General features: G+C 50.2%; 26 protein-coding genes and 1 other RNA gene. 10 read left to right on the forward strand and 17 right to left on the reverse strand.

The window, feature by feature from the left end:
• Positions 1-105 precede the first annotated feature (105 nt).
• From ACJJIB_RS06910 to ACJJIB_RS06925, 4 genes are all read right to left on the reverse strand, one after another.
• Positions 106-621, reverse strand: coding sequence for a hypothetical protein (locus ACJJIB_RS06910; RefSeq protein WP_444888322.1), 516 nt, complete (start codon positions 619-621; stop codon positions 106-108).
• A 75-nt stretch (positions 622-696) separates the two neighbouring features.
• The gene (locus ACJJIB_RS06915; RefSeq protein ID WP_444888323.1) at positions 697-1101 is read right to left on the reverse strand and encodes an ester cyclase; all 405 of its coding nucleotides are present in this window, start codon (positions 1099-1101) and stop codon (positions 697-699) included.
• A 147-nt stretch (positions 1102-1248) separates the two neighbouring features.
• Complete coding sequence (locus tag ACJJIB_RS06920; protein WP_444888324.1) at positions 1249-1485, reverse strand: hypothetical protein; 237 nt, start codon at positions 1483-1485, stop codon at positions 1249-1251.
• A gap of 114 nt (positions 1486-1599) precedes the next feature.
• A complete protein-coding gene (locus tag ACJJIB_RS06925) occupies positions 1600-2028 on the reverse strand; it encodes a hypothetical protein (RefSeq protein ID WP_444888325.1) in 429 nt (142 codons plus the stop codon).
• Between the two features lie 288 nt (positions 2029-2316).
• Between ACJJIB_RS06925 and ACJJIB_RS06930 the strand changes: the two genes are divergently transcribed.
• Positions 2317-3258 (forward strand): IS110 family RNA-guided transposase, encoded by a 942-nt coding sequence (locus ACJJIB_RS06930; RefSeq protein WP_444888326.1) that lies wholly within the window; start codon positions 2317-2319, stop codon positions 3256-3258.
• Positions 3259-3297: 39 nt separating this feature from the next.
• On the opposite strand, the gene ACJJIB_RS06935 is transcribed toward ACJJIB_RS06930, so the two are convergent.
• Together ACJJIB_RS06935 and ACJJIB_RS06940 are read right to left on the reverse strand one after the other, a co-directional pair.
• The gene (locus tag ACJJIB_RS06935) at positions 3298-3702 is read right to left on the reverse strand and encodes a hypothetical protein (RefSeq protein WP_444888327.1); all 405 of its coding nucleotides are present in this window, start codon (positions 3700-3702) and stop codon (positions 3298-3300) included.
• A gap of 16 nt (positions 3703-3718) precedes the next feature.
• Positions 3719-4663 carry a hypothetical protein gene (locus ACJJIB_RS06940; protein WP_444888328.1) on the reverse strand — a complete coding sequence of 315 codons (945 nt, stop codon included), beginning with the start codon at positions 4661-4663 and terminating at the stop codon, positions 3719-3721.
• 1328 nt (positions 4664-5991) lie between these two features.
• Here ACJJIB_RS06940 and csrA point away from each other — a divergent pair.
• Positions 5992-6180 carry a carbon storage regulator CsrA gene (gene csrA / locus ACJJIB_RS06945; protein WP_444888329.1) on the forward strand — a complete coding sequence of 63 codons (189 nt, stop codon included), beginning with the start codon at positions 5992-5994 and terminating at the stop codon, positions 6178-6180.
• Between the two features lie 152 nt (positions 6181-6332).
• Here the strand turns inward: csrA and ACJJIB_RS06950 are convergent, their stop codons facing one another.
• The 4 genes from ACJJIB_RS06950 to ACJJIB_RS06965 form a co-directional block, all read right to left on the reverse strand.
• Positions 6333-6743, reverse strand: a complete 411-nt coding sequence (locus ACJJIB_RS06950; RefSeq protein ID WP_444888330.1) for a DUF6746 family protein — start codon at positions 6741-6743, stop codon at positions 6333-6335.
• Between the two features lie 394 nt (positions 6744-7137).
• Positions 7138-8409: an adenosylmethionine--8-amino-7-oxononanoate transaminase gene (gene bioA / locus ACJJIB_RS06955; RefSeq protein WP_444888331.1), complete on the reverse strand. Its 1272-nt coding sequence runs from the start codon at positions 8407-8409 to the stop codon at positions 7138-7140.
• A 40-nt stretch (positions 8410-8449) separates the two neighbouring features.
• Positions 8450-10900, reverse strand: a complete 2451-nt coding sequence (locus ACJJIB_RS06960; RefSeq protein ID WP_444888332.1) for an ABC transporter permease — start codon at positions 10898-10900, stop codon at positions 8450-8452.
• A complete protein-coding gene (locus tag ACJJIB_RS06965) occupies positions 10900-11622 on the reverse strand; it encodes an ABC transporter ATP-binding protein (protein ID WP_444888333.1) in 723 nt (240 codons plus the stop codon). The genes ACJJIB_RS06960 and ACJJIB_RS06965 overlap by 1 nt, the downstream gene beginning before the upstream one ends.
• Before the next feature lie 44 nt (positions 11623-11666).
• Between ACJJIB_RS06965 and ACJJIB_RS06970 the strand changes: the two genes are divergently transcribed.
• Positions 11667-12335: an arylesterase gene (locus ACJJIB_RS06970; RefSeq protein WP_252085011.1), complete on the forward strand. Its 669-nt coding sequence runs from the start codon at positions 11667-11669 to the stop codon at positions 12333-12335.
• 115 nt (positions 12336-12450) lie between these two features.
• Positions 12451-13368, forward strand: a complete 918-nt coding sequence (gene ttcA / locus ACJJIB_RS06975; protein WP_444888334.1) for a tRNA 2-thiocytidine(32) synthetase TtcA — start codon at positions 12451-12453, stop codon at positions 13366-13368.
• Here ttcA and ACJJIB_RS06980 read toward each other — a convergent pair.
• The gene (locus ACJJIB_RS06980; RefSeq protein ID WP_252085013.1) at positions 13253-13858 is read right to left on the reverse strand and encodes a hypothetical protein; all 606 of its coding nucleotides are present in this window, start codon (positions 13856-13858) and stop codon (positions 13253-13255) included. The genes ttcA and ACJJIB_RS06980 overlap by 116 nt on opposite strands.
• Before the next feature lie 205 nt (positions 13859-14063).
• Here ACJJIB_RS06980 and putP point away from each other — a divergent pair, with 205 nt between their 5' ends.
• The 3 genes from putP to ACJJIB_RS06995 all read left to right on the forward strand — a co-directional run bounded on the left by putP (position 14064) and on the right by ACJJIB_RS06995 (position 16757).
• On the forward strand, positions 14064-15530 hold the full coding sequence (putP, locus tag ACJJIB_RS06985) for a sodium/proline symporter PutP (protein WP_444888335.1): 1467 nt from the start codon (positions 14064-14066) through the stop codon (positions 15528-15530).
• 145 nt (positions 15531-15675) lie between these two features.
• Positions 15676-16188, forward strand: coding sequence for an O-acetyl-ADP-ribose deacetylase (locus ACJJIB_RS06990; protein ID WP_252085015.1), 513 nt, complete (start codon positions 15676-15678; stop codon positions 16186-16188).
• 104 nt (positions 16189-16292) lie between these two features.
• Positions 16293-16757, forward strand: a complete 465-nt coding sequence (locus ACJJIB_RS06995; RefSeq protein ID WP_252085016.1) for an Mpo1 family 2-hydroxy fatty acid dioxygenase — start codon at positions 16293-16295, stop codon at positions 16755-16757.
• 75 nt (positions 16758-16832) lie between these two features.
• Here ACJJIB_RS06995 and ACJJIB_RS07000 read toward each other — a convergent pair whose 3' ends face one another.
• Positions 16833-17318, reverse strand: a complete 486-nt coding sequence (locus ACJJIB_RS07000; protein WP_152452263.1) for an Lrp/AsnC ligand binding domain-containing protein — start codon at positions 17316-17318, stop codon at positions 16833-16835.
• 198 nt (positions 17319-17516) lie between these two features.
• Between ACJJIB_RS07000 and ald the strand changes: the two genes are divergently transcribed.
• Positions 17517-18662 carry an alanine dehydrogenase gene (gene ald / locus ACJJIB_RS07005; protein ID WP_252085017.1) on the forward strand — a complete coding sequence of 382 codons (1146 nt, stop codon included), beginning with the start codon at positions 17517-17519 and terminating at the stop codon, positions 18660-18662.
• Positions 18663-19017: 355 nt separating this feature from the next.
• Here the strand turns inward: ald and ACJJIB_RS07010 are convergent, their stop codons facing one another.
• The 3 genes from ACJJIB_RS07010 to ACJJIB_RS07020 form a co-directional block, all read right to left on the reverse strand.
• Complete coding sequence (locus tag ACJJIB_RS07010) at positions 19018-20379, reverse strand: substrate-binding domain-containing protein (protein ID WP_444888336.1); 1362 nt, start codon at positions 20377-20379, stop codon at positions 19018-19020.
• A 257-nt stretch (positions 20380-20636) separates the two neighbouring features.
• Positions 20637-21353, reverse strand: a complete 717-nt coding sequence (locus tag ACJJIB_RS07015; protein ID WP_444888337.1) for a 16S rRNA (uracil(1498)-N(3))-methyltransferase — start codon at positions 21351-21353, stop codon at positions 20637-20639.
• Between the two features lie 55 nt (positions 21354-21408).
• Positions 21409-22260: a 6-carboxytetrahydropterin synthase gene (locus ACJJIB_RS07020; protein WP_444888338.1), complete on the reverse strand. Its 852-nt coding sequence runs from the start codon at positions 22258-22260 to the stop codon at positions 21409-21411.
• Positions 22261-22389: 129 nt separating this feature from the next.
• Between ACJJIB_RS07020 and ffs the strand changes: the two genes are divergently transcribed.
• Both ffs and ACJJIB_RS07030 read left to right on the forward strand, forming a co-directional pair.
• Positions 22390-22487, forward strand: an RNA gene (gene ffs / locus ACJJIB_RS07025) — signal recognition particle sRNA small type.
• Positions 22488-22741: 254 nt separating this feature from the next.
• Positions 22742-24604, forward strand: a complete 1863-nt coding sequence (locus ACJJIB_RS07030; RefSeq protein ID WP_444888339.1) for a M2 family metallopeptidase — start codon at positions 22742-22744, stop codon at positions 24602-24604.
• A gap of 67 nt (positions 24605-24671) precedes the next feature.
• Here ACJJIB_RS07030 and ACJJIB_RS07035 read toward each other — a convergent pair whose 3' ends face one another.
• Both ACJJIB_RS07035 and ACJJIB_RS07040 read right to left on the reverse strand, forming a co-directional pair.
• Positions 24672-25220 carry an oxamate carbamoyltransferase subunit AllG family protein gene (locus ACJJIB_RS07035; protein ID WP_444888340.1) on the reverse strand — a complete coding sequence of 183 codons (549 nt, stop codon included), beginning with the start codon at positions 25218-25220 and terminating at the stop codon, positions 24672-24674.
• Between the two features lie 22 nt (positions 25221-25242).
• A complete protein-coding gene (locus ACJJIB_RS07040) occupies positions 25243-25992 on the reverse strand; it encodes an oxamate carbamoyltransferase subunit AllG family protein (RefSeq protein WP_444888341.1) in 750 nt (249 codons plus the stop codon).

Consider the following 25992-nt stretch of genomic DNA (forward strand, 5'->3'; position numbering starts at 1 on the left):
TGGAAAATATAACGCCCAAAGCACTGGCCGGAACGTAGTTGGTTGATTTTGTGCTATTAAAGCACAAAATAAAGCGGCGCAGTGGAGGTCAAGTACATTGCTTTGTCAGTTTTTTGAATCGCAAAATGATAGCTTATTGCGTAAAACCAAACCAATAATCCCATTAGGATCTGAAGAAAGCTCGACGATTGATTGTTTGTTATCGCCGATTGGTATTCGATGACACGGATTAGACTGGATTTGATCGTTTTTTCGATATAGAAAATACAGTTGAACTGAACCCAATTCAACAGGTATCCATGAGTCATTAAATGTAAATCGATCCCCTATTTCAAAAGTACTCTTGATTGAATTCAATACCAAGAAAGTTGAGTCGATACCTCGATTCAGATCTTGCAATCTCTCCCACGCTGGAGAGTCACGCCACTCAATGGGCTTTGAGTTATATGAGCTAATTTCATATGTCAGATCTGCGTACGGAATTCGGCCTGAGATTTTCTTGGCAATAACAATGTCAGTGGCATTATTCAAATCAACGCTTAAATTCTTATGATCATATTCAAACGAAATGGCTCGCTGAGAATAAAGGATGATTAATAAGGTTAGATATATAACTTTCATTGATCGAAGCCCGATGAAAACTAACGCCTTGCAGCAGAGGTCGGCACGTAGCGACGGTCCTGCTGACTGCGACTGTTATATTTCGTTTTTCTTGAGCTGGTTTTCAAGGCTCTTTAAATCACCCAGTACCCATACATCAGAGATTCGATCACCTTCAAAGGTAAACAAAGCACACCCATTCCAAGTTACGCGTTTATGTGATGGTAAAAAGCCCATAAACTCATCTCTATGAAATCCGGTAAAGGACATCTTTGCAAAAACCTTGTCTCCCTCTTCTACGAGATCTTCAATAATGCATCTGTAATCACCCAGCGCTTTGTGAACCATATCGACATATTCAGCGAAACCTTTGTGACCTCGCTTTTCCTGCCCCAATGATCCTCTGAAGAAGAAGCTCTCATGCAGGATCGATGGCATTGCTTTCTTATCGTGTGCATCCCAAAGAACCTCATAAAATCTTCGAACTTGATTTTTATGCACTAGTCATCCTCAGAAACATAAACGCCGCCATAACCGGCGGGAACGGAGTTGGTTTAGTTGTGCAAGCGTAGCGATAAAGCACAACTGAAGCAACGCAGTGAGCGTCCAGCTCGTGTGCGGGCGGTGGTTGATGGCTTTGTTATGAGGCTAAAATTTGGGCTTAAAGTAGATGCCTAAGCCGAGTATGGCCACAGCCAAACCAATGAATACCTGGCCAAAAAGGCTAAAAAAGAAATCCATAGCACCATGGGCGAGTGTTATTTCGATGATACCGTTCATCTTACTTGCGTAAGTAAAGCTACCATCAATTGAATCGATAATAGTTAGCATGCTTAGCAAGAAGCCTGCTAAAGCTAGGGTTGCGCCGCCGAATTTATCTCTCATAGTGAGTGTGCGTTATAACGCCCACAGCAGGGGCGGCTGAAGAGAAGCGTAGGCCGTCCCGCAGAGGCCCCTATAGGGGCCGACGCTAACTGCCTGTGATTGTTAGCATGTTCACTATTTGACTTCAATATCATGACTTTCCCAACTTTCAAAGTGGTTAAACCAACTAAGGATGAAAGAGCCACTGGGAGCTTTTTTTACAAAGTAGCCAATTCCTTTGCCTGGCTGTTTGTAAAGGTTTACCTCACATGAGTACTCTGAAGCTCGGACATATTGTGGCGACAACGACTTTAGCACTTCTGGGATATCCTCATGCATTAAAGTGCGCTCTTCTCCATCCTTTATTAACTTCGAGCACTCATTAATTATTAGCTCGTGCTCGATACTGCCATGTTTGCTCAGAAGTTCTTTAGCCTCGCCGATTGAGTTAATAGAGTTTATATCCCACAACCAGACAAATCCTATAGTTAAGAATATAAGGATTGCTGAAACTCCAATAGTTCCAAGAAACAGCCAACGCAGTATTCTATATAAAAATTTCATATTTACTGAATGCTAACGCCTAAAGCACGGGCGCAGCTTTGCTGCGTCCAGTGCCTTTACTTGTATGGTTGTTCTTGCCCGATTCTGATGTTGAAAATCCTTTTCGCTAACGGGTAAATTGAGACCCACCTTCGGCGGCCACCGAAGGCCTTGTTTATCACAGTTCGCTGCCTGGCCGGCTCGTAAAAGACCGATAACAAGTATGAACGTGACAGACACTCACTAGGCATAACTCGAATAGTCATGTGGGCCTCGAGCCCGAATAGCAAGGCGGAGATAGCTTATCTTATGGAACCTCAAAAGATCAATGTCGGTATCGATACCAGCAGTAAACAACTCGATATTTATGTGAGACCTACTGGCCAATTCTTTAGTGTTACCAATGATAAAAATGGTATTAAGGATGCCATTAAACAACTACAACCTCTTAAACCTGAAAGAGTATTGATCGAGTCCACAGGAAGGCTAGAATTAGAATTTGTCTGTGCTGCTCATAAAGCGGGACTGCCGATAGTTGTTTGCAATCCTTCACAAGTAAGAAACTTTGCAAAGTCAGCGGGGCGGCTCGCAAAAACAGATAAGCTGGATGCAATTGATATCGCACATTTTGGTGAAGCAATGAAACCAAGATTGTCATCGATCAAACCAGAAAAACTAAGAAACATCAGTGATTTGCTGACGGTCAGGAACCAGTGCTTAGAGATGAGCACAATGCAAAAGAATCGCCTCAAGAGAATGCCTAAGTCTGTTCACAAGCCCATTCAGGCTATCTTAAAGGCCATCAAAAAAGAGCTAGAAGGAGTCGATAAGCAACTTGATAAACTTGTTAACAGCGTTGCCGAGTGGCGACAAAAACGCGATCTCTTATTAAGCGCTAAAGGAGTCGGCAATGTACTGGCTTACACGCTAATGAGCGAGCTTCCTGAGCTGGGCAAGCTGAACCGCAAAGAGATTGCGGCACTTGTGGGTATCGCCCCGATGAATCGTGATAGCGGCAGCTTCCAGGGTAAGCGCTATATTCGAGGTGGGCGACATCGTGTACGCACGGTTTTGTTTGTTTCTATGATGTCGGCAATACAATGCCACCCTAAATTAAAGCCAATGTATGAGCGCCTGGTCGCTGCTGGTAAACCAAAGAAAGTAGCCCTTATCGCATGTATGAGGAAGCAACTTACCATTCTAAATACGATGGTAAAAAACAACACTTACTGGGATGAGAAAATGGCTTAAATACTTGACAAAGGACCATAGTCACTTGTTAGGAGTGGGCTATACGCCATAGGTTGCTAAAGCTCGTTTTCTAGCTTTTTCCAAGGCCTCTGCACCACCACTTTGTTTAATATTCTCACCTACCTTGATCAAGCGCCTATTTGCTTGGTCAGAGTATTTGTTGCCAATTTTTCCTGCAACATAACACCAGGCATACGCATGTTCCAAGTCGAGGATTGCCCTCTCAATAGAAAGTGCTACACACAAACCAAATGGTGCATGCTCATATTTCCCATCTGCGGCCAATAACATATATCGCAAACCCTTTTCAGGGTTGAACGATCCTGAGCTTGGCTTTAATAAATTTGTACCGTTAATGAAGTACTCTTCAGGTGACATATCCTCTTCGGCAATCAAGAAACATGGCCAGACTAGAAGAATTACTAGCATTGAAATAAATTTCATTGGTACTCCTAACGCCCTAATCAGCTGCCGCTTCAGCGGTCAGCTGCATTAGCTTGTTAGCCTGCTTGGCAGATCGCATTTCATTCGCGAAAGCTCCCAACCCAATATCACTGTACGACATTACGTCAGCACTGAAATGTTTGCTTCCGAATTCAGAACGTAAATCCTGCTCGAGTGACTGTAGCCTTTCTTTGTTCTTAAATAGGTATTGTTCAAATGCAACATAAATCAACCTAACTTCTACCGGCTTTTTCTTGTGTCTACCGAGCTCCAAGGCTTCTTCGACAACTCTTGATATCGGCTTTATGAGCTGTCTTGCCGGCATAACAAGCCTTAACGTGGTTTTTAACTCGAATACAATAATTCTGGAGTTCGTTTCCATTACGCCATCAAACTCAATTGGTCTCCCTTTCTCGCTGATGTACCTAGGATACTTATCAATTGAATTTCCGAGTTTGTCCTCAAGTGTATTGAACGCATATTCATAAGCTACCATTGCAAAGGTTCTATAGTCCATTTGCTTTGCGGAGAGATTTAGCATTACATTCTCAGCTGTTGCTTGAACTCTATTATCCTCGGCCACGTCAGTGTCATCCTCATCGGATTCAGCAGCTGCAACTTCTTCTTCGATGAGTTCTTGATCAATTTTCCTTTTCACATCGCTGCGTGACTGTGTCTCTTTCTGATAATCAAAGTATTCTTTGCTGCCACGAATAATTGCTGCAAGGTTTTGAAGAAATTCCAACTGGGTAACTGCGGTAGCAATAATAAATACGGATGCAAAATACGTATAAGGGCTATTAGCAAAAAGCGTCACGACCCCAACAAGAAATAGCGCACAAACTCTCAAGAAGTGTTCTCGACCATCTTTTTTCATTGATATAAGAGCAAAGACAACAGCTGCCACGAAACACAGTACTGCTAGTATCTCTCTTAAAATCATTGATGAACTTTCATCCATTGCACTCAATCCTTATTGTATGAGGCTAACAGCTATATAGTAATCATTCTGACCACTATTATCCTGATTGTTATCTCAGAATCAATTTCTACGCTAAGGCCTAAATTTTTATTTAAGACCATAGACTTAAAGTATCCTGATACATCCGTACAAACTGGAAAAACGATCACTTTGACTACTATCCTAATTTTAACGTTAGCCCGTAACCCATTGATTTCATGATTTTTTTTTGGGTTTATCTTCTTGTTCTCCAATATCACGGTCAATATGATCGCAAATCCCTAAGCTAGCACTCGCCAACTTTTACAGGCTGGTATTAGTTGGGGAGTGGTTAAGGTATCCAGGGTTCCTCTGAATCACTCTGTAATATCTCTGCGGATCTTGAAGGCTAAAGATGTTAGGTGCAGTTCGCCGCGAATGGACGTAGCCCTTTGCAAGCGTTGCAAAGCAGCAGATGTGGTCTTCAAGGGTCGGCCTGAGGGGCTTTCATAGCGATTTATGCACCATGTTGAGACTTCTTCTAAGGTCTAGTCATTCCTGTGGAACTGCGCTTTTATTGAAACCACTCTGTAAGTAGAGGCATCACTGGGTTATTCAGAGGCTCTTAAGTCTCGCAGTAATATTCTAAAAGTCTGCAAGTTACTTTGGTCTATGGAGAGATTTTTTCTGTAGATATGTGGAGTACGTATTAAGTCGAAGCATTGATGATCTAATGTTGTCTGAACTCCAGCGTGGGAGCGGTGGGTATATTAATCTAAACGGCCATTTTTATATGCAACCGAAATTTTTAATGAGTGAGTAACAAAAAATATAGGCACAAAAATAATCTTATTAGATTTTATTAGGATTGTTTTAGTGTCAGAGCCACGTAAAATCGGTAGATATTTATTGATATTTTGGCCGCGATTAAGAATCCATCTGAAGCCAATAATCAAAGCAGCTCGATTCAAGAGAGCCGAGAGAATCAAGAAACCAAGATTTCTCTTAAAAATCACCCCCTTAAAGGAGAACGGTCGCGTGAAGTAAGAATAAGTAAAAGGCGCTGACCCAAGGTGCTGGAACACCTGGGGCCAGCTAACCAAATTGATAAAGACAGTATCAAGATGGCTATATGCATAGTACGCTAGAAGCCCGCTCGTCTTCAATAAAGTGGAGCACAATCAGCGGCTTGGAGAGATTCTCTAAGCCTTGGGGGCGTTGCGTCTGCCTTTTCTTTTTCTACGCCTACCGTTCTCGCGCACCACCCCGTATTTCCTCAAAACGTTACTATCCAAGCTTCCTCAGCGGGGAAGGTCTATCTATGGCTTGAGTATCAGTAGGAAATAAATATGTTGATCTTAAAGCGCCGTACAGGCGAAAACTTACGGATTGGAGCGAATGTCTCAATCACAGTATTAGGCGTTAAGGGTAATCAGGTAAAGATAGGCATACTTGCTCCAAAATCCTTGCCCGTACACCGTGAGGAGATTTATAGGCGGATCAAAAGAGGAGGAAATATGGACAATGGGAATCGCTGAGAATTTGATCGAGATGGTGGCGTGTAGCGATGAATGGGTTGTGTTGCCATTGAAGGGCTAACTAATGATTGTTAGCCCTTCAATTTTCAATCGAACCAGACGAGTCTAGCGCTGCGACTAGAGCTGCTGTTTAAGCTCAGGATTAAGCTTTATTAGTGATGCTTAAACCCAGCGGCAAATTTGTCTGCTAATTTAAAGTATTCCTTAAGGTCCTTACGGGTCTTTTCTGTGCGGTTGTTCTCGGAGTTAAGATGGATATTCTCCACAACAACGGCAATTTCTTTTGCCAACTCTTGCTTGTCACCCTTTAGGTTCTCTGCGAAAAACTCAACACTTTTCTCAAGCGTGTAGGTGATGACATGTATCTGGTGAAGCTCAGCAGCATCAAGCTTTTGCTTGCTCTTAATTTCTGCGGTTTTCTCAACGAAAATCTTCTTGGCATCCTTCATCGAAGTAACATCCGCTACTTTAAGGTGCTGAATGGGCTTTTCTCCAGAAGTATCGCTAGCTTGCGCTGTGGTAGCAAAAGTAACCGCAAAAAGTAGTGCAATTAAAATTCTCATCTTTCCTCTCTGACGCCCAAACTTTAAGGGTTGGTAGGCATTGATCGGGCGAGGTGAATGCCTAACATTTAACAGTAATCATTTTGATCGCTATCGTAAATGAGGATAACTATCATTAAGATTTATGATACAGGAATTTTTAGGGGCTCAAAACATTTCTGACAGAAATTGCGTTCTGGCTGATCGATGCTTGTACAGGTCAAGAAAATGGAATCTGAGAACGGCGAGTACGGGAGGGGTCAACGGAGGTTTTTAGCCAGGAAGAGGCGCCACGTTTTATGGAATTTGATCTATTAACCCTCTCTTCGCGGTAACAGAGAGAGGGTTATTTTCAGGAGGAGCCGGTTAACCCGGTATTATTGAGACCGGCTTCACAAATTACCTGGTTCGGAAGCTAGGAAATCTCTCCCAGTACATTAACCATCGCCGAAGTTAATTGGCTGAGGTCTTCTTTAGATATCACATAGGGCGGCATGGCATAGACCAGCTTGCCGAAGGGGCGCAGCCAAACTCCGCGTTCGATTAGGGCTTCCTGCACTTTGGCCGTATTGACCGGCTCGCGCATTTCCACCACGCCAATCGCTCCAAGGGCTCGAACATCGGCGACACCCGGTGCGGATTTTAATGGGGCTAGCTGTTCGGTCAGCTGCTGTTCGATTGCGGTTACTCGCTCCTGCCAGGGTCCGCTGAGTAGCAGTTGAATACTGGCATCGGCGACGGCACAAGCCAGGGGGTTACCCATAAAAGTGGGGCCGTGCATAAAGACTCCGGCCTCGCCATTGCAAATACCTTCGGCAATTCGGTCGCTACAAAGCGCAGCCGCTAAAGTCATGGTGCCGCCGGTGAGGGCCTTGCCGAGGGTAAGAATATCCGGGCTGATACCGGCGTGGTCGCAGGCGAACATCTTGCCACTGCGGCCAAAGCCGGTGGCGATTTCATCGGCAATCAGCAGCAGGTTGTATTCGTCACAGAGTGCTCGTACCCGGCGCAGGTAATCTGCGGAATAAAAGCGCATACCGCCGGCACCCTGCACTATGGGTTCGAGAATTACCGCAGCCAGTTGCTCGCTGTTTTGCGCAATCAGTTGTTCCAGTTCACGGATATCTTCATCCGGGCAGGTTTCGCCGAAAGGGGTTTGTGGGGCGGGGGCAAACTGGTGCTGGTTCAGATGCTCGGAGAACAAATGATGCATTCCGGTGACTGGATCACAGGTGGCCATGGCCCCAAAGGTATCGCCATGGTAGCCATTACGCAGGGCCAGCAATTTACTCTTTCCCGGTTTGCCCTGGGAGTGCCAAAACTGCAGAGCCATTTTGATGGCCACTTCCACAGACACTGAACCGGAGTCAGCCAGAAATACCCGGTTGAGGCCGGGTGGAGTGATTTCCACTAATTTCTTGCACAGCTCGATTGCGGGCTCGTGAGTTAACCCTCCGAACATCACATGGGACATTTTGTCCATCTGATCGCGCATGGCCTGGTTTAGCTCGGGCACATTGTATCCGTGCAGGGCACTCCACCAGGAGGACATACCGTCGATCAGGCCGCGCCCGTCTTCAAGGTAAAGTCTTACCCCTTCGGCCCGTGCCACCGGGTATACCGGGGGCGGGTCGATCAGGGAGGAGTAGGGATGCCAAATATGTTTGCGATCGAAATCCAGGTCCATAAAAACTACATCTTTATTCTCAAGAGCAGACAATCATCAGTTAGGCCAGTTCGCGCAGTACTCTGAGCGGGGGCTGGCTGATCGAGCTGTAACAGGCCAGGGTACCGGCGGTGCCAACCAGTACTGCACCGGTGAGTGGTCCGGTTAGCCAAAGGACTGGGTGCAATATCACCGGCAGTTCAAAGACCCAATAAGACAGCACAGCCAAGGTGGCTTCAGCACCGATAGCCGCGAGCAAACCAGCGGCAAAACCCAGTAGGCCAAATTCCAGTATCAGGCTTCTCAGTAACAAGCGCCTGCGGCCTCCCAGTGTGCGGATAATTGCCGCTTCCTGCAATCGTTCGGCGATACTGGCGCGGACCCCGGCAATTAATACCAGGACCCCGGCAACCAGCATCAGGGCCATAACTGATTCGATAGCGAAGGACACCTGGTTAATGGTGTCGCGGATACGCTGGATAATCTTATCCAGCTCTATCACGCTGACGCTGGGGAAGGCGCGAACCAGATCGTTGACCAGCAGCTTGTCCTCCGGTGGGAGGTAAAAACTGGTGATATAAGTAGCCGGGAAATCATCGATAGTGCCCGGTGCAAATATCATATAGAAGTTGGGGCGCATGCTGTTCCAGTCCAGCGAGCGGAAGCTGGCTACCGGGGCTTCTACTTCGAGGCCACCGATGGAAAAGCGCAACTGATCTCCCAGTGATAGCTCCAGCTGGGCTGCCAGCTCCACTTCTACGGAAACACCTTCGCTGGCCTTGTCCCACCACTCGCCTTCCAAAATACGGTTATCCGGCGCCAGGGTATCGGTGTAGCTCAGGTTCAACTCCCGGCGAACGCCACCGGGACGATCTTTTTTCTCTTTAATCGAGACGCCGTTAATCGCTACCAAGCGGCCGCGCACCATGGGGTAAAACTCGGTGCTGCTTACCTCGCCCTCTGCCAGCATATTTTCCATGGTTGGAACATCGTGAGGGGCGATATTCAGGAGGAAGTGATTGGGGGCTTTTTCCGGCAATTGCATCCGCCATTCGTCCACCAGGGCGGTGCGGGCAAAGACCATGGACAGCATGGCCAATAATCCGGTGCCAAAAGCGGCAATCAATAAAGTGTTGAACGCGGCTCGGCGTTGCAGGCTACCCAGGGCAATGCGCCAGGCGCCCCCCAGGGAAGCCAATTTGCCGCGCACCAGGAGTCGGTTAACCAGGGCGCTGCCCGCTACCAACAGGAGCATGCCGACAAACAGGGCGAGCGTCATAAGCAGGCTGCCGGAAAGCCACCAGATCAGGAGCAGCATGGCGCTGGGGCCGAGAATCAGCCCGAGCCATTCGCGTCGGTCTGGATTGCTCCAGTCGTGCCGCAGGGTTTGCATCGGGTCTGTACGCGCCAAACGGAAAAGTGGCGGCAGGGCAAAGCCCAGGGCGCAAGCGAGGCCGGTGGCGAGTCCAATCAGCAGTGGGCTCCAGCTGGTAGCCGGGGGTTGTACCGGGAAGAACCCTTCCATCAGGTTGACTGCCTGGCTCTGGATAAAGGTGCCCAGTGCCAGCCCGATAGCGGTGGCAATCAGGGTGAGGGCGGCCAGCTGTCCCAGGTAGATACCGAGAATTTTGTTACGCCCGGCGCCGAGACTTTTCATTACGGCTACGTAGGCGCCGTGGCGCAGTCCGTAGCGTCTGGCAGCCAGGCCAACGGCGACGCTGGCGAGGAGAACGGCCAGGCTGGCGGCGAGAAACAGGAAGGACTCGGCTCTATCCAGGGCAGAGGCAACCCGGGGCTGGCCTTCGCGCAGGTCCAAGATCCGCTGGTGTTCAGTCAGTTGAGGTTTGAGCCAGTCAAAGTAATCCTTTAGGGCTTGGTCATCACCGGCAAACAGGTAGCGGTAGCGCACTCGGCTACCGGGCTGGATTACACCTGCGGCGGGCAGGTCGGCGGTATTGGCTAGCAGTCGCGCACCCATATCAAACAGACTGGTGCCCCGGTCGGGTTCCCGTTCCAGTATGGCTGTCACTTTTAATTGGGTGTCGCCGAGGGCGATAGGATCGCCGAGCTGGATTCCCATCAAAGGTAGAAGGCGGGACTCCACCCAGGCTTCTCCCGGGGGAGGTCCTTGTGGTGCAATTTCTCCAGGGCCTCCCTGGGACTTGCTGATTTCCAGTTGCCCCACCAGCGGATAGCCTTTGTCGACGGCCTTGACCGAGACAAACTGGAACTGATCGTTGGCGGAGATCATGGATGAAAACTGGACTATCTGGCCCTGTTCTAACCCTTTTTTATTGGCCTCTTCCAGCCATGCGCTATCCACAGGCTTACTGCTGCGCAGCACCCGTTCTGCAGCCAGGAAGGTGAGGGATTGCTGCTCCATGGCCCGGGTAAGGCGGTCGGTGAAATGGGCGATCGCAGTGACACAGGTAACCGCCAAAATCAGGGCTGAGGCAATTAGCGCCAACTCGCCACCGCGCCAGTCCCTGAACAGCAGTCTGAGTGGCAGCATCAGGCGGATACCTCCGAGAAGTTGTCGTCACCGGCGAGGGGCTCGTAAGACTCCACGGCACCTGCAGACATACGCAAGTGAGTGGCGCAGCGTTCAGCCAGGCGCTGCTCGTGGGTTACCAACACCAAAGTGGTGCAGGATTCGGCATTGAGCTTAAAGAGTAAATCGATGATCTTGGCGCCGTTGCCGGCATCCAGGCTGCCGGTGGGTTCGTCGGCAAAAAGGATAGCATCCTCGCCGCTGAAGCTGGCGAATGCCCTGGCAATGGCGACCCTTTGCTGCTCCCCGCCGGAGAGTTGGCGCGGGTAATGGCCCAGGCGATGTTCGAGTCCGACCTTGGCCAGGAATTCCTCCGCGCGCTTGGCGGCGCCGCGTTCACCGCGCAGCTCACTGGGCAGCATGACATTCTCGCGAGCGGTGAGACCGGGTAGTAGCTGGAAGGTTTGGAAGACAAACCCCACACAGCGGGCGCGTACCGCCGCACGTTGTTCTTCATCCATGGCGGTAATTTCTTCGCCGGCCAGCCAGATTTTTCCCTCACTGGGCTTGTCCAATCCAGCTAATAGACCGAGCAAGGTGGACTTGCCGGAACCTGAGGTACCGGTCACAGCCAGACTCTCTCCACGCGCCAGCTGCAGGGAGATATTGTTTAATAGGGTCAATGGCCCTTCGCTGGTGGAGACTCTGTGATACAGGTTTTCTGCCGTAAGAATGGCGGACATACTGTGTTCCCTATACGGATGCGCGAATTTTTGGAGAGTATGACATGACGACAGCCATTTTTCGGCAGATGGCGGCTCAATTCAGCTTGGTACTGTTGCTGTTTATCCCCATTGGAGCTGCCCAGGCAAGTAAGGCAGATACCTTGTTGGTCTTGGGTGACAGTATCAGCGCGGCCTACGGTATCAATGAAGAGCAGGGGTGGGTGCAATTACTGCAGGAGCGTTTGCAGGAAAAGGGCAAAAAAGTTCGGGTGATCAATGCCAGTATCAGCGGAGAGACGACTTCTGGTGGATTGACGCGTCTGCCGCGCCTGATGCAGGAGCACAATCCGCGTTGGCTGATTGTAGAGCTGGGCGGCAATGATGGTCTGCGGGGATACCCTCCCCAGTCTTTACAGCGCAACCTGATGGAGATGGTGAAACTGGCGAAGAATTCTGGTGTAGAGGTATTGCTGCTTGGCATGCGTATCCCGCCCAACTACGGCCGCGCCTATACCAATGCTTTTGCCGCCGTTTACCCCAAGGTGGCCAAATCCGAACAGGTCGGGTTGGTGCCCTTCTTCCTGGAAACTGTCGCTCTTGAAGACGGCGCCATGCAATCCGATGGTATCCACCCAACCGCCAAAGCACAGCCTGCCTTGCTGGAGCATGTTTGGCCCTGTGTTGAGTTCTTATTAGCGGATAAGTCGGATGGGGAGTCGTGTACTCCGTGATCGAAATGCGTACAATCGCGCCTCCTAGCAATATGAAAGCCTCGCTCCACACTGATAGGCGATGGCTGTGACCCCCAGCCCCGGTCACCGGTACCGAAATAGTTAGAGAGACACCATGTCCGAAGTGGAAAATCGCCGCGAGCGACTCGAATTCAACAAACTGCAGAAACGCCTACGCCGCCATGTGGGTCGCGCTATTGCCGACTTCAACATGATTGAAGAGGACGACAAAATCATGGTTTGCTTATCCGGTGGTAAGGATTCTTACGCCATGCTGGATATTCTGCTGAACCTGCAAAAAACCGCCCCGGTGAACTTTGAGTTGGTGGCGGTGAATATGGACCAGAAGCAGCCTGGTTTCCCTGAACATATCCTGCCGGAGTATCTTCGCTCCCTTGGCGTGCCACACCATATCGTAGAGAAAGATACCTATTCGGTGGTGCAGGAAGTGGTGCCTGAGGGCAAGACCACCTGTAGCCTTTGTTCACGACTGCGTCGCGGTACCCTTTACGGCTTTGCCGAGGAAATCGGTGCTACCAAAGTGGCCCTTGGTCACCATAAGGACGATATCGTCGAGACCTTGTTCCTGAATATGTTTTACGGTGGTCGCCTGAAGGCAATGCCGCCCAAGCTGCGTGCCGATGATGGGCGCAATATTGTGATTCGCCCGCTGGCTTATTGCCGAGAAGAGGATATTGCCCGTTACGCGGAGTTCAAGGAATTCCCCATTATTCCCTGTAATTTGTGTGGTAGTCAGGAAAACTTGCAGCGCCAGGCGATCAAGCAGATGTTGCGGGAGTGGGACAATAAATTCCCAGGGCGCAGTGAAAATATCTTTGCCGCATTAACACGTATATCCCCGTCGCAATTGGCGGACAGGGATCTCTACGATTTTGAAAGTCTGGAATTGGATCGCTCTAAGCCGTCGGCTGCCGAGCGCCCTGACCATTTAATTCAGCGCCAGGTGAATTCGTGGGAGCCGGACGATGCCCAGGAGGTTGAGCCCCAGTATATCTCGGCGCTGAATTTGTAGGATCGGCACCGCTCACCAGCTGGGCATAGCTGCATTCAAAATCCCGCGTAGTGGCACTGGGTCCGTGATGGAAGTGCTGGTGCCACAATCGCGCCATTTTGGCCACATCGTGGGTGTCTGATTCGGGTATTTTGTGCACTTCTGCCGAGCGGTAAACCAGCCAGGCGATAGCGGTGGCATAGCGCAGGTTGGTGGTCAGTTCGCTGTGGGGGTGGTCGAGAAAATCCCGTTGGCTGGCGAGCCCTCGAATTTTTGAGGCCAGTGCGGGGTGATCAATCAGGTAGTTATCCCAGATTTCCCGGTGTGTATGTGGCTGGATTTGATAGATCCCCAACCCGTGGCGCCGTCCCTGCTTGAGATGAAAGCCCAGCTGTGACTCCTGTGCAGCAGTGCCCAGCAAAAGGTTTTCCATGCCCTGGCTCCAGGCTCTCAAGTGCTTGAGGGTTGGACGGATAACCTGGAGGCGCAGTTCGTCCAGACAGATGCCCATAGTATTGTCTTTTTTCTGTGGTTGTTCTGAATATTTAGTTTGTGGATTGAGTTGGCGCCAGCCGTTAAGTAGATTTACGCGCAATAAACATAATTATTTTTGAAGTGGCTCCGGTTCTGTAGTGCATTTTGCTCAAAAAGCGAGCAAGTGTCGCAGTCATTGCCTTCTTTCGGTGCCATTCCGTTTTTGAGCAGAAGGAATTCCCATGTCCGCACAGTGGCTCGTCGCCCTAACTTTTATCGCCTACCTGGCGCTGATTCTGGTGATCGGTATTTACGCCTATTTGCGTACCAAAAATGCCAGTGACTATTTCCTCGGTGGCCGTTCGCTGCCTCCAGCTGTAGCAGCCTTGTCGGCTGGCGCTTCGGATATGAGCGGTTGGTTACTGCTGGGTTTGCCCGGAGCTGCTTATGCTGCCGGTCTCTCCGCAGGCTGGATCGCTATAGGCCTGTTCTCGGGAATTGTGTTGAGTTGGGTTAGCATGGGACGTCGCCTGCGTATTTATACCTATGAGTTGGATGACTCCCTCACAGTTCCCGCTTACCTGGATCGTCGCTTCAAAATGGGGCACCCCTACCTGCGCACGGTATGCGCGGTCTTTATCCTGCTGTTTTTCCTCTTCTATGTGGCTTCTGGTCTGATTGCCGGCGGTAAGCTATTTGAAACAGTATTCGGTTGGGATTACCACTGGGCGGTAATTGTTGGTGCTATAGCTGTCATTTCCTACACGCTGTTTGGTGGGTTCCTGGCGGTATCCTGGACTGATGTGTTTCAGGGCTTATTAATGAGCGCTGCTCTGATTGCCGTACCACTGGTTGTGATTTCTGACCAGGGTGGTTTCTCCGCCAGTTGGGCCCAGTTGCAAGCGCAGCAACCGCAATTAACGCATTGGCTCACAGATGGCAGCGGCCAGGCATTGGGCTTAGTGGCGATTCTCAGCTCTTTGGCCTGGGGGCTGGGTTACTTTGGTCAGCCCCATATCCTGGCGCGCTTTATGGCAGTGCGCAGCCCTGATGATGTGCCGGCAGCGGCAACCGTTGCCGCGGTGTGGTCCCTGATCGGTTTTCTCGGTGCCATGGCGGTGGGTCTCTTCGCCCACCTGCAAATGCAACAAGGGCTTCCCGATGGCGAGACTGTCTTTATGGAGCTGGTTCAGGTGTTGTTCCACCCGATTGTTGCCGGTGTGCTGTTGGCAGCAATTCTCTCAGCCATCATGAGTACAGCAGATTCCCAGCTGTTAGTGTCATCTGCGGCACTGGCGGAAGATATCTATCATGTTTGGTTTGGTCGCAAGACCAGTCCGGAGGCCATGGTTAAAGTGGGGCGCTGGGCTGTTGTTGGGCTCTCCCTGATCGCCGTGTGGATCGCGATGGATCCGGATTCCAAGGTTTTGGATGTGGTGAGCTATGCCTGGGCAGGACTCGGTGCCGCGTTCGGCCCGGCACTGTTGATCAGCCTTTACTGGTCCCGTATGACGGGCAGTGGAGCCATTGCGGGGGTTCTTGTCGGTGGGCTTACCGTAGTGATTTGGGAGCAGCTGTCTGGGGGAATCTTCGATATCTATGAGTTGCTGCCAGGTTTCATTTTCTCAGCAGCTGCTATCGTCATAGTTAGCGCGCTGACGAAATGCCCGGAAACTGTGGCCTCCCAACACAAGAAACTGCTGGGATAAGCCCGGGGGCTGCGGGGCCCTGTTGCATTGGCCCGGCCACTTGTCTGCAGTGCAGAGGACGCGTCCTACTCATGGGCGCGACTGTTGTGAAGCGAAAAGGATTTCCATCCGCAGCGATTATTCAAATAGCGGTTGGAGATACTGAGTGATCAAAGTTCATCTCGGTGATATCACACGATTGAACGTCGATGTCATCGTCAACGCCGCCAATACACGCCTGCTCGGCGGTGGTGGTGTGGACGGGGCCATTCACCGTGCCGCAGGTCCTAAGCTACTGGAAGCTTGTCGAAGTATCGGCGGCTGTCCAGTTGGCGAGGTCCGTGCTACCAGCGCTTTCTCAATCCCCGTTAAACGTATTTATCACACGGTCGGACCCGTTTGGCGCGGGGGCCGCCTGGGTGAGCCAGAGCTGCTATCGAGCTGCTATCGCCAGTGTCTGGCCTTAGCGCGGCGAGAGAGCATGTACTCTATAGCCTTCCCCGCGATTAGCTGCGGTGTTTACGATTACCCTCCCAGGCAGGCTGTGGAAATTGCTGTAGAGCAGGTACAGCAACACCAGGAGAGGGAAGGGGCGCCAGTGAGTATTGTTTTTTGTTGTTTCGACGAGGAAATGGCAGAGCTCTATCACACCCAACTGGATGCCTATGTACGGCGTTAGCTGATTACTTTGCGCTTTTGCCTGATACATTCGGCCATTGATTGCGTTGCAGCTGTTTAGCAAGATGAGCGTCTGACAATAAAAAATAAGAAAAGGAGATTGTCATGCGCAGTGCCCAACAGTGGTTTGCCGAATATGGTGAAAGCCATCAGAACCCCGTCAATAAATCGATTCACTGGATTGCGGTACCAGTGATTTACGCCACCGTCGCTGGCCTCTTATGGGCCATACCCCAGCCGCAATTTATGGCATCAATACCCTGGTTAAATTGGGCCGTAGTGATCACAGTGCCGGTGATGTTGTTCTATTTCGCCCTGTCATTCTCCATTGGCCTGGGGATGACTGCACTAACGCTGGTGTGCCTGTGGGCCTGGTCTGTGGTAGAGCGGCTGGGAATACCCGTCTGGCAAACCGCGCTGGGACTGTTTGTGCTGATGTGGATTTTTCAGTTTATCGGTCACCATATCGAAGGGAAAAAACCTTCCTTCTTCAAGGATATTCAATTCCTGCTTATCGGCCCCGCCTGGGTGATAGGCTTCATCTATCGAAAGCTCGGAATTCAGTACTGATTTCATTTACTGTTAGCAAGCAAGAGAGGCGATGGATCAGTCGTCTCTCTTGTGATCTAACTCCGCAAATTGGGGCTAGCGGTTGTAATGGACCGGCACCTCTAAAGTCTCTTTCACTTCCTCCATTACCACATAGCTGGTGCACTCCTGTACCTCCGGTAGGGTCAGAAGGGTTTCACCATAAAACTTACGGTAGGCGCTCATATCGGCAACTCGTGCCTTGATCAGGTAATCGAAGTTGCCTGATACCAGGTAACACTCCTGTACTTCCGGCAGGGCTGCTACAGCATTGCGGAACTCTTCGAAGGCGTCCTGGGCGGAACGGTTTAGGCGAATCTGCACAAAAACCACCAGGGCTGCGTCGAGGAACTCTGGATTGATCAGCGCGGTATAGCCCTGAATAACCCCATCATTTTCCAGCCGTTTCACCCGCTCGACACATGGCGTAGCAGTCAATCCCACTTGACGAGCTAGCTCTGCATAGCTGGTACGGCCATTTTTTTGCAGAACCCGCAAGATATTGCGGTCTACGGTATTCAGCTCTCCCGCGCGCTTGCGCATATCTTGTTTCCTTTGTGGGCGATCAGATCAAAAAACAGTCTTGTTACTATTGTAAGCAGTTGATTCCACTAGTTTGTTAAAAATTCTTGTAGAAATCCACTTTTAGAGTGGCCCTATACTGGGTAAAACACAGAAAGTAGGTGTAGCTCCAAGCTTTTTGCGGAGACTACGCCAAACGCAGAGATTAAGGAGCAGAAAATGTTGATTGGCGTCCCGAAAGAGATCAAAAACCACGAGTACCGTATTGGCCTGACGCCGTCTAGTGTTCGCGAACTGATCGGCCATGGTCACCAAGTAATCGTACAGAAAGATGGCGGTGCCGCTATCGGTTTTACTGATGAAATGTACGAGCAGGCCGGAGCCAAAATCATCGAGACTCCGGAAGAGATCTTTGCTACTGCCGATATGATCGTCAAGGTGAAAGAACCGCAGCCCAATGAGTGCGAAATGCTGCGCCCAGGGCAGGTTCTCTACACTTATCTCCATCTTGCTCCAGACCCCAAGCAAACCGAGCTATTGGTAAAATCTGGTGCAACCTGCATCGCCTATGAAACTGTGACTGACCGCTTTGGCGGCCTGCCTCTGCTGGCCCCCATGTCCGAAGTTGCCGGCCGTATGTCTGTACAATGTGGTGCGCATCACCTGGAAAAAGCTCAGGGCGGCCTCGGTGTATTGCTGGGTGGTGTTCCCGGTGTAGCACCTGCCAAAGTGCTCATTATCGGTGGTGGTGTTGTTGGTACCAATGCCGCCAAGATGGCGCTGGGTATGGGTGCTGACGTCACTATCTTGGACCGTTCACTGCCACGTCTGCGTCAGCTGGATGACATTTTTGGTGGTGCTGTACGCACCGAGTACTCCACGAATGATGCGATTGAAAAGCACGCCCTGGAAGCAGACCTGGTCGTAGGTGCGGTGCTGATTCCTGGCGCCGCAGCTCCCAAGCTGCTGACCCGCGATATCATCAGCCGTATGAAGAAGGGTGCAGTGGTAGTGGATGTAGCTATCGACCAAGGTGGCTGTTTCGAAACCTCCAAAGCGACCACTCATCAGGAGCCCACTTACGTTGTCGATGGTGTAGTGCACTACTGTGTGGCCAACATGCCCGGTGGTGTAGCGCGTACCTCCACTATGGCTCTGAACAACGCTACCCTGCCTTACGCTGTAGCCTTGGCAAACAAAGGCGCTAAGCAGGCGTTGCTGGATGATGCCAACCTGCTGGAAGGTCTGAATGTTCACGCCGGTATGGTGACTTACAAGGCAGTTGCCGATGTACTGGGATATGAGTTTGTAGATCCGAAGCTGGCTTTGCAAAAAGTAGCTGAGGCGGAAGGCGCCGTAGCTTAATGGGATGCGGCTGCGTCAGCCGCACCTTGAACAAGAAAGCGGTAACGCGCTTGTTTTGAAGGGAAATTTTCCCCGGAGCGCTCTTTGGCGTTCCTCTCTGTGAGACCTGGTGGCTTGTGCCACCATTGTAGCCGCGTTTAAACGCGGCTTTTTTATTGCTAATTTATCGTTACCCTTGAACGATAGCTCCGCTTCCCCTAAGAAAAAATAGTTTTGCTCCTTAACTATTTTTCATTTCTCAACAAATACAATGATTTGTGTCGTAAAACAGGAGACCGCGGTAGCCTCCCTTTAGATGTCTATTTATCCAGCCTTATTCGCTTCTTCTTCCCTGATTCTGGCCGGACTTTAATGGCTAGAGTAGCCAAACTTCAACTCGACGATTTTTAATTTTTGCGCTGGAGTTATTCGAGGCGATTGGGAGGTAAGCACCAAAACCCTGCACTGGCGCGGTACTAATTTTATAATCGCGCAGAGCTGAACGTACGGTAACTGCGCGAAGTTTGGATAGGATAACCGAACGTTCAGGGCTGACTTTCTCATCGCCAAACCCGACAAGTAATAGTTTTCGACTTTGGTTCTGTGGCTTTTCCATGTACTTTGCCAGCCTTTCAAAATCCTGCTGAGCCTTGTTATCCAGGGAAGCACTGCCCTCGGAGAAACGGAAATTGATACTGAGTCGCTCAGCATTTCGGGTAAGCTTCAAATATTCGCTTGGTCCTTCTCGAGAATCCTCTGGTTTAAAGCCGATGGGAGTTTGCGCGACGAATCCAGAGGATTTCACCTGTTCCTGTCCCAGCTCACTCTGTACAAAACGCAGAAATTCTTTCGCTGTAGAGTTGGAGGAATAAATCGGAGTGTATAGGAAAAGGCGGCGGGACAGTGGGTAGTCTTCCGTAGCAATGGTTAGGTGCTCTGGAGCCTGCGGCAGTGTATTTTGGTCAGAAACGGCTACAGCCTTTGCCTGACGGATGGATGCTAGCCCAACAAAACCGATTCCGCGGGGGTCAGAGGTAACACGGTCGGAAAGTTGATCGTTGGACTCGAAGCGCTTGGCCCTGCTGGTGAGAGCGTAACGCTTGCCAAGTACCAGGCTCTTAAAAGTATCCCAGGTGCCTGATTGGTCGTCTCGGGCATAAACGTTAATTCGCCCTTTGCCTTTACCGAGTTCCGACCAGTCTTTAATTTGACCAGAAAAAATAGCACTTATTTGCTGTAGGGTCAGTTGGTGAAGTGGGTTGCGTGGATGCACTATTATGGCCAGTCCATCTATGGCAATGACATGCTCCGCATTGCGGCTGCGCATATCGCCCAGCGTGCTCAGCTCTGTGAATTCACCGTCTTTGATTGGGCGCGAAGCCATGGCGATATCGGCCTTTGCCAGTTTTAACCCAGTAAAACCCGTACTGGAACCATGTGCAGCAATATCGACAAATACAGAATTGTTGCCAACTTTTGCCTGAATACGGATTTCGTTGGGAGCGTCTAGTGGCTGGACACTAATGTCACTCGCCCCTTTCGCAGTGAAATAGTCTTGAACCAAGTTGGGTGCCAGTTGTGCGCCAATAGTATTGGAGCCGTGTAGGCTAAATAGCTTTCCATTGCTGTCTGAAGGAAAAGGAGGAAGTTCAGCGGTGGCGAAAGGGCTTAGAAGGTTAGTAGCAAGCAGTATTAATAGTATTAATGAGCGGCACAGTCGTTGAAGAAAAAGGTACATGTGATCTCAGAGCCTAGGGAAGTAAAACGAGGCCGCAAAATATGTCTTAATTGTGACAAAATGATGAAATATTCATGAAGGAAGCGTGCAAAAGTCTCAAATTTGAGTCCAGGACAATTTGCGGTAAACAAGACCATATTGCCGTAGCTTTTTGAAAGCTTGGGGCGAGCGATATTAATGGCTTGTGAAATAAATATGAGAAGTATGGGTCACATGCACTGTGAAATTGGCATGTGACCACGATTCGAGACTTACACTTAACAGGAGGGGAAAAGTCGGCTAACCAGAACTGGTAGGGCTGTTTCTACTCGGAGAATTCGTGGACCCAGGTGTACAGAGTGAAACCCCGCTTCTTTTAACTTCTCAACTTCGTAGGCAATAAACCCCCCTTCAGGACCAATTGCCAGGGTGCAGGCCTCTCCGATGTCTACTGGGCAAGCAGTGCCACCGACCGGGTGAGCAACCAGTTTTTGAGAGCCCTGACACAGCTCAGGTAGCTCATCTTCCACAAAAGGTTTAAAGCGTTTGCGCAATAGAATTTCTGGCATTTGTGTGTCGACGGCTTGCTCGAGCCCAAGCAGGCATTGTTCAAAAAGCTTTTCCTCTTCTAGCCATGGGGTTTGCCAATAAGACTTTTCCACCCGGTAGCTATTGATCAAGACCAGCTTTTTAACTCCCAGTGCGGTGACATGCTGGATAATGCGCTTCAGCATTTTGGGGCGTGGCAGCGCCAGGATCAGGGTGATGGGAGGAGGTGGTGGAGCGTTTTTACTTAGCTCCACCCGGAGCTCTACTTGCTGATCGGCGAGAGTAGTGATTTGCCCATAGCCGATATTTCCGTCCAGCAGACCTACGCGCAGTTGCTGACCGGGCTCGGCCCGGTGGACATTGACAATATGTTCTAGCCGACGGCCAGAGAGGCGGACGACATCAGGGCTGATAAAGTCCGCTTCTTGCAAAAGAATCAGATTCAAAATCAAGTCTCTTGAGACTATGGAGAATTGTTGGTTTTAGTGGCTTTTACAGAGGCTAGAGCTTAGCACTGGCAATGGCTCCTTTGCCGAGCCCCTCATAGGCGCGCACTCTGACTTCACTGCCGGGGTACTGTTCGGCAAGAGTCGTGGCGATATATTGAGCCAGCTGCTCAACAGTGGTATCGCAATCCAAAATTTCACAGGCGCTTGCGGGCAACTGCAAAGTGAAATCTCCCTGTTGGGCTCTGTAGGCGAAGACCAGGCTATGTCCATTCTCTTTATTTTCTTCACGCAGGTCTTCACGGGTACCCAGGTAAATATCTTTCCAACGTTGAGACCACTTTTCTTCTAGCGATTTGTCTCTCTTTCCATTAACAAAAATTTGGATGCGAGAGCGGTGGCCGTGGGCAATACGTTGGCAATTGCCCTGATGTTTTTTCAGTCCGTGGCTGTAGTGGTAAAAGGCATCCTGAATTTGCTCGTCTTCAAAAGATAGCTTGAGCTGCTCAACACTGGCAGGGAAGGAGTTAGCCAGTTGCTGAACACTCCAGCGGGCAACACTTTCAGCATTGATGCTACCACTCTCTACTAGGGCGAATGCCTGTTCTGGTCCAGATACTGAAATCTGCTCGCCGCTTGCGAGTTGCCACTTGAGAGAGATATTGCCGTCTTGATGGGCTAGTGCCAGGCCAGGGGCGAGGATCGGAACCAGGAGGCGGTGATCCAGCTGATCATCTAGCCAGTGGCGCAATGTCTTTTTAACGATACCAAAATCGCAAACCATGCCCTGGTGATCGAGAGCCCCATCCAGGGCGGCATTCGCTAGCCAGGTTTCGCCCACTAAACCACGCTGGTGGTCCAGGTAGCTGAAATCAACATTGGTCAAATTATCGACAAACAGATGCATGGTTAACTCTTCAGAACGGGATAAAGTAGTAGTCGCCTATTATAACCTGTTAATAGGGCTGGAACTTGCGCCTTTAACCCTCTATAATCGCGCCCTCTTCGGATGCACCGAAGATCGTTGTGGTGGCCCTTCCGGTCCCCTCGCAATGAGCAGCTGCGAACCCCGCCAGGCCCGGAAGGGAGCAACGGTAGCAGTGGTATCATGTGCCGAGGGTGTTGCTGGTTGGGCTGCCTCCTTAAACGCCTTCCTTTTTAAAGCTTTCCCTGATTCTTCGCCAGATGGCCTCTGAGGCTAATCGTCCCTCTGTCTGTTGGCAGCCGTACCCGATCACGCCGTATTTTTCCCCAGAAACCGCCGAATACGTGAGATTTTGTGTCGATCTGTAGCTAACTCATAAGCTTACCGTCGCTGCTAGCAGCTTGCTTATGCTATAAACGGCGACAGTTATAGCTAGGCCCAATAACGATTATTTGAGGGGAAGATGAAGAAAGTTGCTCTTGCCATTGCCGCTGCAGTAGCGCTGTCTGCCTGTGACAGCAATCAGCAGTCACCTAAATCCATGGGGGTGGCTCAGGCCACCGCAGAAAGCCCAGCGGCCAAAAATGGCCCGCTGACTGCTGAGGATGCCAAGGCATTCCTCAATGATGCCCAGGCCCGCCTGGAGAAAATGGCTCAGGAAATGAGCCACGCTGCTTGGTTGGCATCCACTTATATCAATCTTGATTCACAGTATGTAGAAGCCCTCGCCTCCGAGCGCTATACAACGATGGCTGTGGAGCTCGCTTCTGAAGCGGCAAAGTTTAATGACTTGGAGCTCGATCCAGATACCCGTCGCCAATTGACCATGCTGAAGCAGGGATTGGTGTTCCCGGCGCCGAAAGATCCCGCTTTGACCGCTGAGCTGGCCCAGATCGGCTCGAAAATGCAGGGTATGTATGGTGCCGGTAAGTACTGTCGGGAAGAGGAAGGGGCTGAAAAGTGTTACACCCTGACCGAGATGGGTCAGGTTATGGCTACCAACCGCGACCCAGAGCTGCTCAAGGATTTGTGGGTGGGCTGGCGTAAAGTTTCCCCTCCAATGAAGCCTCTGTATGAGCGTCAAGTGGAGATCGGCAATGCCGGCACTGAGGAGCTGGGTTACGATAACCTGAGTGTTTTCTGGCGCTCCAAGTACGATATGGAGCCAGATGCCTTCGCTGCCGATATGGATGCTCAGTGGGGCAAAGTGAAGCCTTTGTATGAGGCGTTGCATTGCCATGTACGCGCCAAACTAAATGATCACTACGGTGATGAGGTAGTACCTGCTCAGGGTAAAATCCCCGCACATCTGCTTGGTAATATGTGGGCTCAGGAGTGGGGCAATGTCTATGACCTGGTCAAAGACGATGACATGCAGGCACCCTATGACCTGACCCAGCTCGTTGTTGACTCGGGTATGAGTGAGCAGGATATGGTCAAGGCGGGTGAGAAGTTCTTTACTTCTCTCGGCTTCAAACCATTGCCCAAAACTTTCTGGGAGCGTTCTCAGTTCACGCAGCCCCGTGATCGCGATGTTGTCTGTCACGCCAGCGCCTGGAATATGGACGGCCAGGATGATATCCGAATCAAGATGTGTATTAACAAGACCGGAGAAGATCTGGTTACTATCCATCATGAACTGGGGCACAACTTCTATCAGCGCATTTATAAGGAGCAGCCCTTCCTCTATAAAGAGGGGGCCAACGATGGTTTCCACGAAGCTGTCGGCGATACCATTGCCCTGTCTATCACACCTAAGTACCTGAAGGAAATTGGCCTGATGGATGAGGTGCCGGATGAGAGCAAAGATATCGGTTATCTGATGCAGCAGGCGCTGGATAAAATTGCTTTCCTGCCTTTTGGTTTGCTGGTAGATAAGTGGCGCTGGCAGGTTTTCAATGGTGAGGTTCAGCCGGCTGATTACAATAAGGCTTGGTGGAAGCTGCGCGAGGAATATCAGGGTATCCAGGCCCCGGTAGAGCGCACAGAAGCGGACTTCGATCCGGGTGCCAAGTACCATATTCCCGGCAACACTCCTTATGCCCGCTATTTCCTTGCTCGCATTCAGCAGTTCCAGTTCCACCGTGCATTGTGTGAAGCTGCTGGTGAGACCGGGCCACTGCATCGCTGCTCTATTTATCAAAATGATGAAGCGGGCAAGAAATTGCGTACCATGTTGGCTATGGGTGCTAGTAAGCCTTGGCCGGATGCGATGGAAGCTTTGACAGGCCAGCGCGATCTGGATGCATCTGCAATTATCGATTACTTCCAGCCTTTGATGGCATACTTGGAAGAGCAGAACAAGGGTCGTCAGTGCGGCTGGTAATCTGCTAGCTTTGCGAGAAGTGGCCAAAAAAGGGGAGTGTTACTCCCCTTTTTTTGTTTAAAAAATGTCAGGACTGCATTTGAGTTAAGGGGACTTCAACTTCAGAAAACTCTACAGCGGCTTTAATAAAAGCCTCCATTGGAGGGTGAAGTGATCCAGTACCGGCCATATAGCGATTCATATTTTTGTGAGCCAGGCCGGAGTTGATTGTTGGGGTTGTATTGGTCTTGACGATCTTTAATAGGTCGAACCCGAGTGGTGGCCCCCGATCATCAATACCTGGAGTTAGGAATGAGTCACTCTCTGAGTGTGCAATGCTATACATCTTGAGTGTGTTGTCGATCGTATCCAGGTTTGAACCGGATAGCGATTTCACGGTACCACCAAGCCCTACGGTTTCGGTTATTGCGCTGTCACCCATATCGCGGTTGACATCCGCAGGCGTAATTCCGGGCATCAAAAAACCGCGTCCAACACCGGCCAAGCCGGTAAACCATTTTTCACCGAGTCCTGATATCTTGATGCCGAACTCGGTACCATTACGCGCCATGGTTGTGATAATACTGCTGTGTGGTATGCCATTACCCGCATCCGCAATCGCTTTACAGGTGGCCATGATGGCATTCAGGGAAAATGATTCATCTTGGTAAATCTGTGAGGCAATTTTCTCTATCCCACTCTTTTTTAGGGCTGGCCTTGATAACACCAGGGAGGAGAATTCTGGAAAATATTAAAGTGGCAGCATTGGTCATTACATGGCAGTCATCGCCCATAAGTAGGCTTCTGCCGATGATTGGCAGGAAGTCAATCCCATCGACATCGGCAATGGCTTGATTGAGAACTGGGGCCACATTGTTCTCAACCCAGTGGAGGTAATCGATAGCACTTTTTTCGTAAACACCAAAGCGAATGGAGCTTCCACGAAAATCACCTCTGTCATCACTGAGGTTGGAGTAAGTTCTATAGCCAGAGAGTTGGTCCTCAACAATATACACTGACATTGAAGAGGTAATAATGCCGGCCATTGGCCCAACGGCATTGTGATCATGGCAGGGCTCTAAATCCACCTCCCCTTTTTTCATCATCTCTATGGCGGCTTCTTTGTTTTTTGCGAGCCCTTCAAATAGGAGGCCGGCAATAATTGCCCCCTTTAAAGGGCCAGAGGCCTGGTTCCATGTGATTGGTGGGCCGGCGTGTAAAATCAGATTTTTGCGCATGCCGGGTATGTGATCCCCAGCTTTGCCAATCCCGATTAAAATCGGCACGGACTGCTTCATACGTTTTATGGTTTCGTCATTAGCTTGTTGATTTAGGCCTCGGAATTTTGGCGTTGCCAGCTTTTCCAGAAGCTCCTCCATACTGGGCCTAAATTCAACATCTGTTTTCAT

The organism is Microbulbifer mixtoriginis (SeqCode) (genome assembly GCF_052467705.1).

Coding starts and splice junctions, on each gene's coding strand:
- ACJJIB_RS06910 (WP_444888322.1), bottom strand. CDS start 621: ATGAAAGTTATATATCTAACCTTATTAATCATCCTTTATTCTCAGCGA.
- ACJJIB_RS06920 (WP_444888324.1), bottom strand. CDS start 1,485: ATGAGAGATAAATTCGGCGGCGCAACCCTAGCTTTAGCAGGCTTCTTG.
- ACJJIB_RS06925 (WP_444888325.1), bottom strand. CDS start 2,028: ATGAAATTTTTATATAGAATACTGCGTTGGCTGTTTCTTGGAACTATT.
- ACJJIB_RS06930 (WP_444888326.1), top strand. CDS start 2,317: ATGGAACCTCAAAAGATCAATGTCGGTATCGATACCAGCAGTAAACAA.
- ACJJIB_RS06935 (WP_444888327.1), bottom strand. CDS start 3,702: ATGAAATTTATTTCAATGCTAGTAATTCTTCTAGTCTGGCCATGTTTC.
- ACJJIB_RS06940 (WP_444888328.1), bottom strand. CDS start 4,663: ATGGATGAAAGTTCATCAATGATTTTAAGAGAGATACTAGCAGTACTG.
- csrA (WP_444888329.1), top strand. CDS start 5,992: ATGTTGATCTTAAAGCGCCGTACAGGCGAAAACTTACGGATTGGAGCG.
- ACJJIB_RS06950 (WP_444888330.1), bottom strand. CDS start 6,743: ATGAGAATTTTAATTGCACTACTTTTTGCGGTTACTTTTGCTACCACA.
- bioA (WP_444888331.1), bottom strand. CDS start 8,409: ATGGACCTGGATTTCGATCGCAAACATATTTGGCATCCCTACTCCTCC.
- ACJJIB_RS06960 (WP_444888332.1), bottom strand. CDS start 10,900: ATGCTGCCACTCAGACTGCTGTTCAGGGACTGGCGCGGTGGCGAGTTG.
- ACJJIB_RS06965 (WP_444888333.1), bottom strand. CDS start 11,622: ATGTCCGCCATTCTTACGGCAGAAAACCTGTATCACAGAGTCTCCACC.
- ACJJIB_RS06970 (WP_252085011.1), top strand. CDS start 11,667: ATGACGACAGCCATTTTTCGGCAGATGGCGGCTCAATTCAGCTTGGTA.
- ttcA (WP_444888334.1), top strand. CDS start 12,451: ATGTCCGAAGTGGAAAATCGCCGCGAGCGACTCGAATTCAACAAACTG.
- ACJJIB_RS06980 (WP_252085013.1), bottom strand. CDS start 13,858: ATGGGCATCTGTCTGGACGAACTGCGCCTCCAGGTTATCCGTCCAACC.
- putP (WP_444888335.1), top strand. CDS start 14,064: ATGTCCGCACAGTGGCTCGTCGCCCTAACTTTTATCGCCTACCTGGCG.
- ACJJIB_RS06995 (WP_252085016.1), top strand. CDS start 16,293: ATGCGCAGTGCCCAACAGTGGTTTGCCGAATATGGTGAAAGCCATCAG.
- ACJJIB_RS07000 (WP_152452263.1), bottom strand. CDS start 17,318: ATGCGCAAGCGCGCGGGAGAGCTGAATACCGTAGACCGCAATATCTTG.
- ald (WP_252085017.1), top strand. CDS start 17,517: ATGTTGATTGGCGTCCCGAAAGAGATCAAAAACCACGAGTACCGTATT.
- ACJJIB_RS07010 (WP_444888336.1), bottom strand. CDS start 20,379: ATGTACCTTTTTCTTCAACGACTGTGCCGCTCATTAATACTATTAATA.
- ACJJIB_RS07020 (WP_444888338.1), bottom strand. CDS start 22,260: ATGCATCTGTTTGTCGATAATTTGACCAATGTTGATTTCAGCTACCTG.
- ACJJIB_RS07030 (WP_444888339.1), top strand. CDS start 22,742: ATGAAGAAAGTTGCTCTTGCCATTGCCGCTGCAGTAGCGCTGTCTGCC.
- ACJJIB_RS07035 (WP_444888340.1), bottom strand. CDS start 25,220: ATGGCCACCTGTAAAGCGATTGCGGATGCGGGTAATGGCATACCACAC.
- ACJJIB_RS07040 (WP_444888341.1), bottom strand. CDS start 25,992: ATGAAAACAGATGTTGAATTTAGGCCCAGTATGGAGGAGCTTCTGGAA.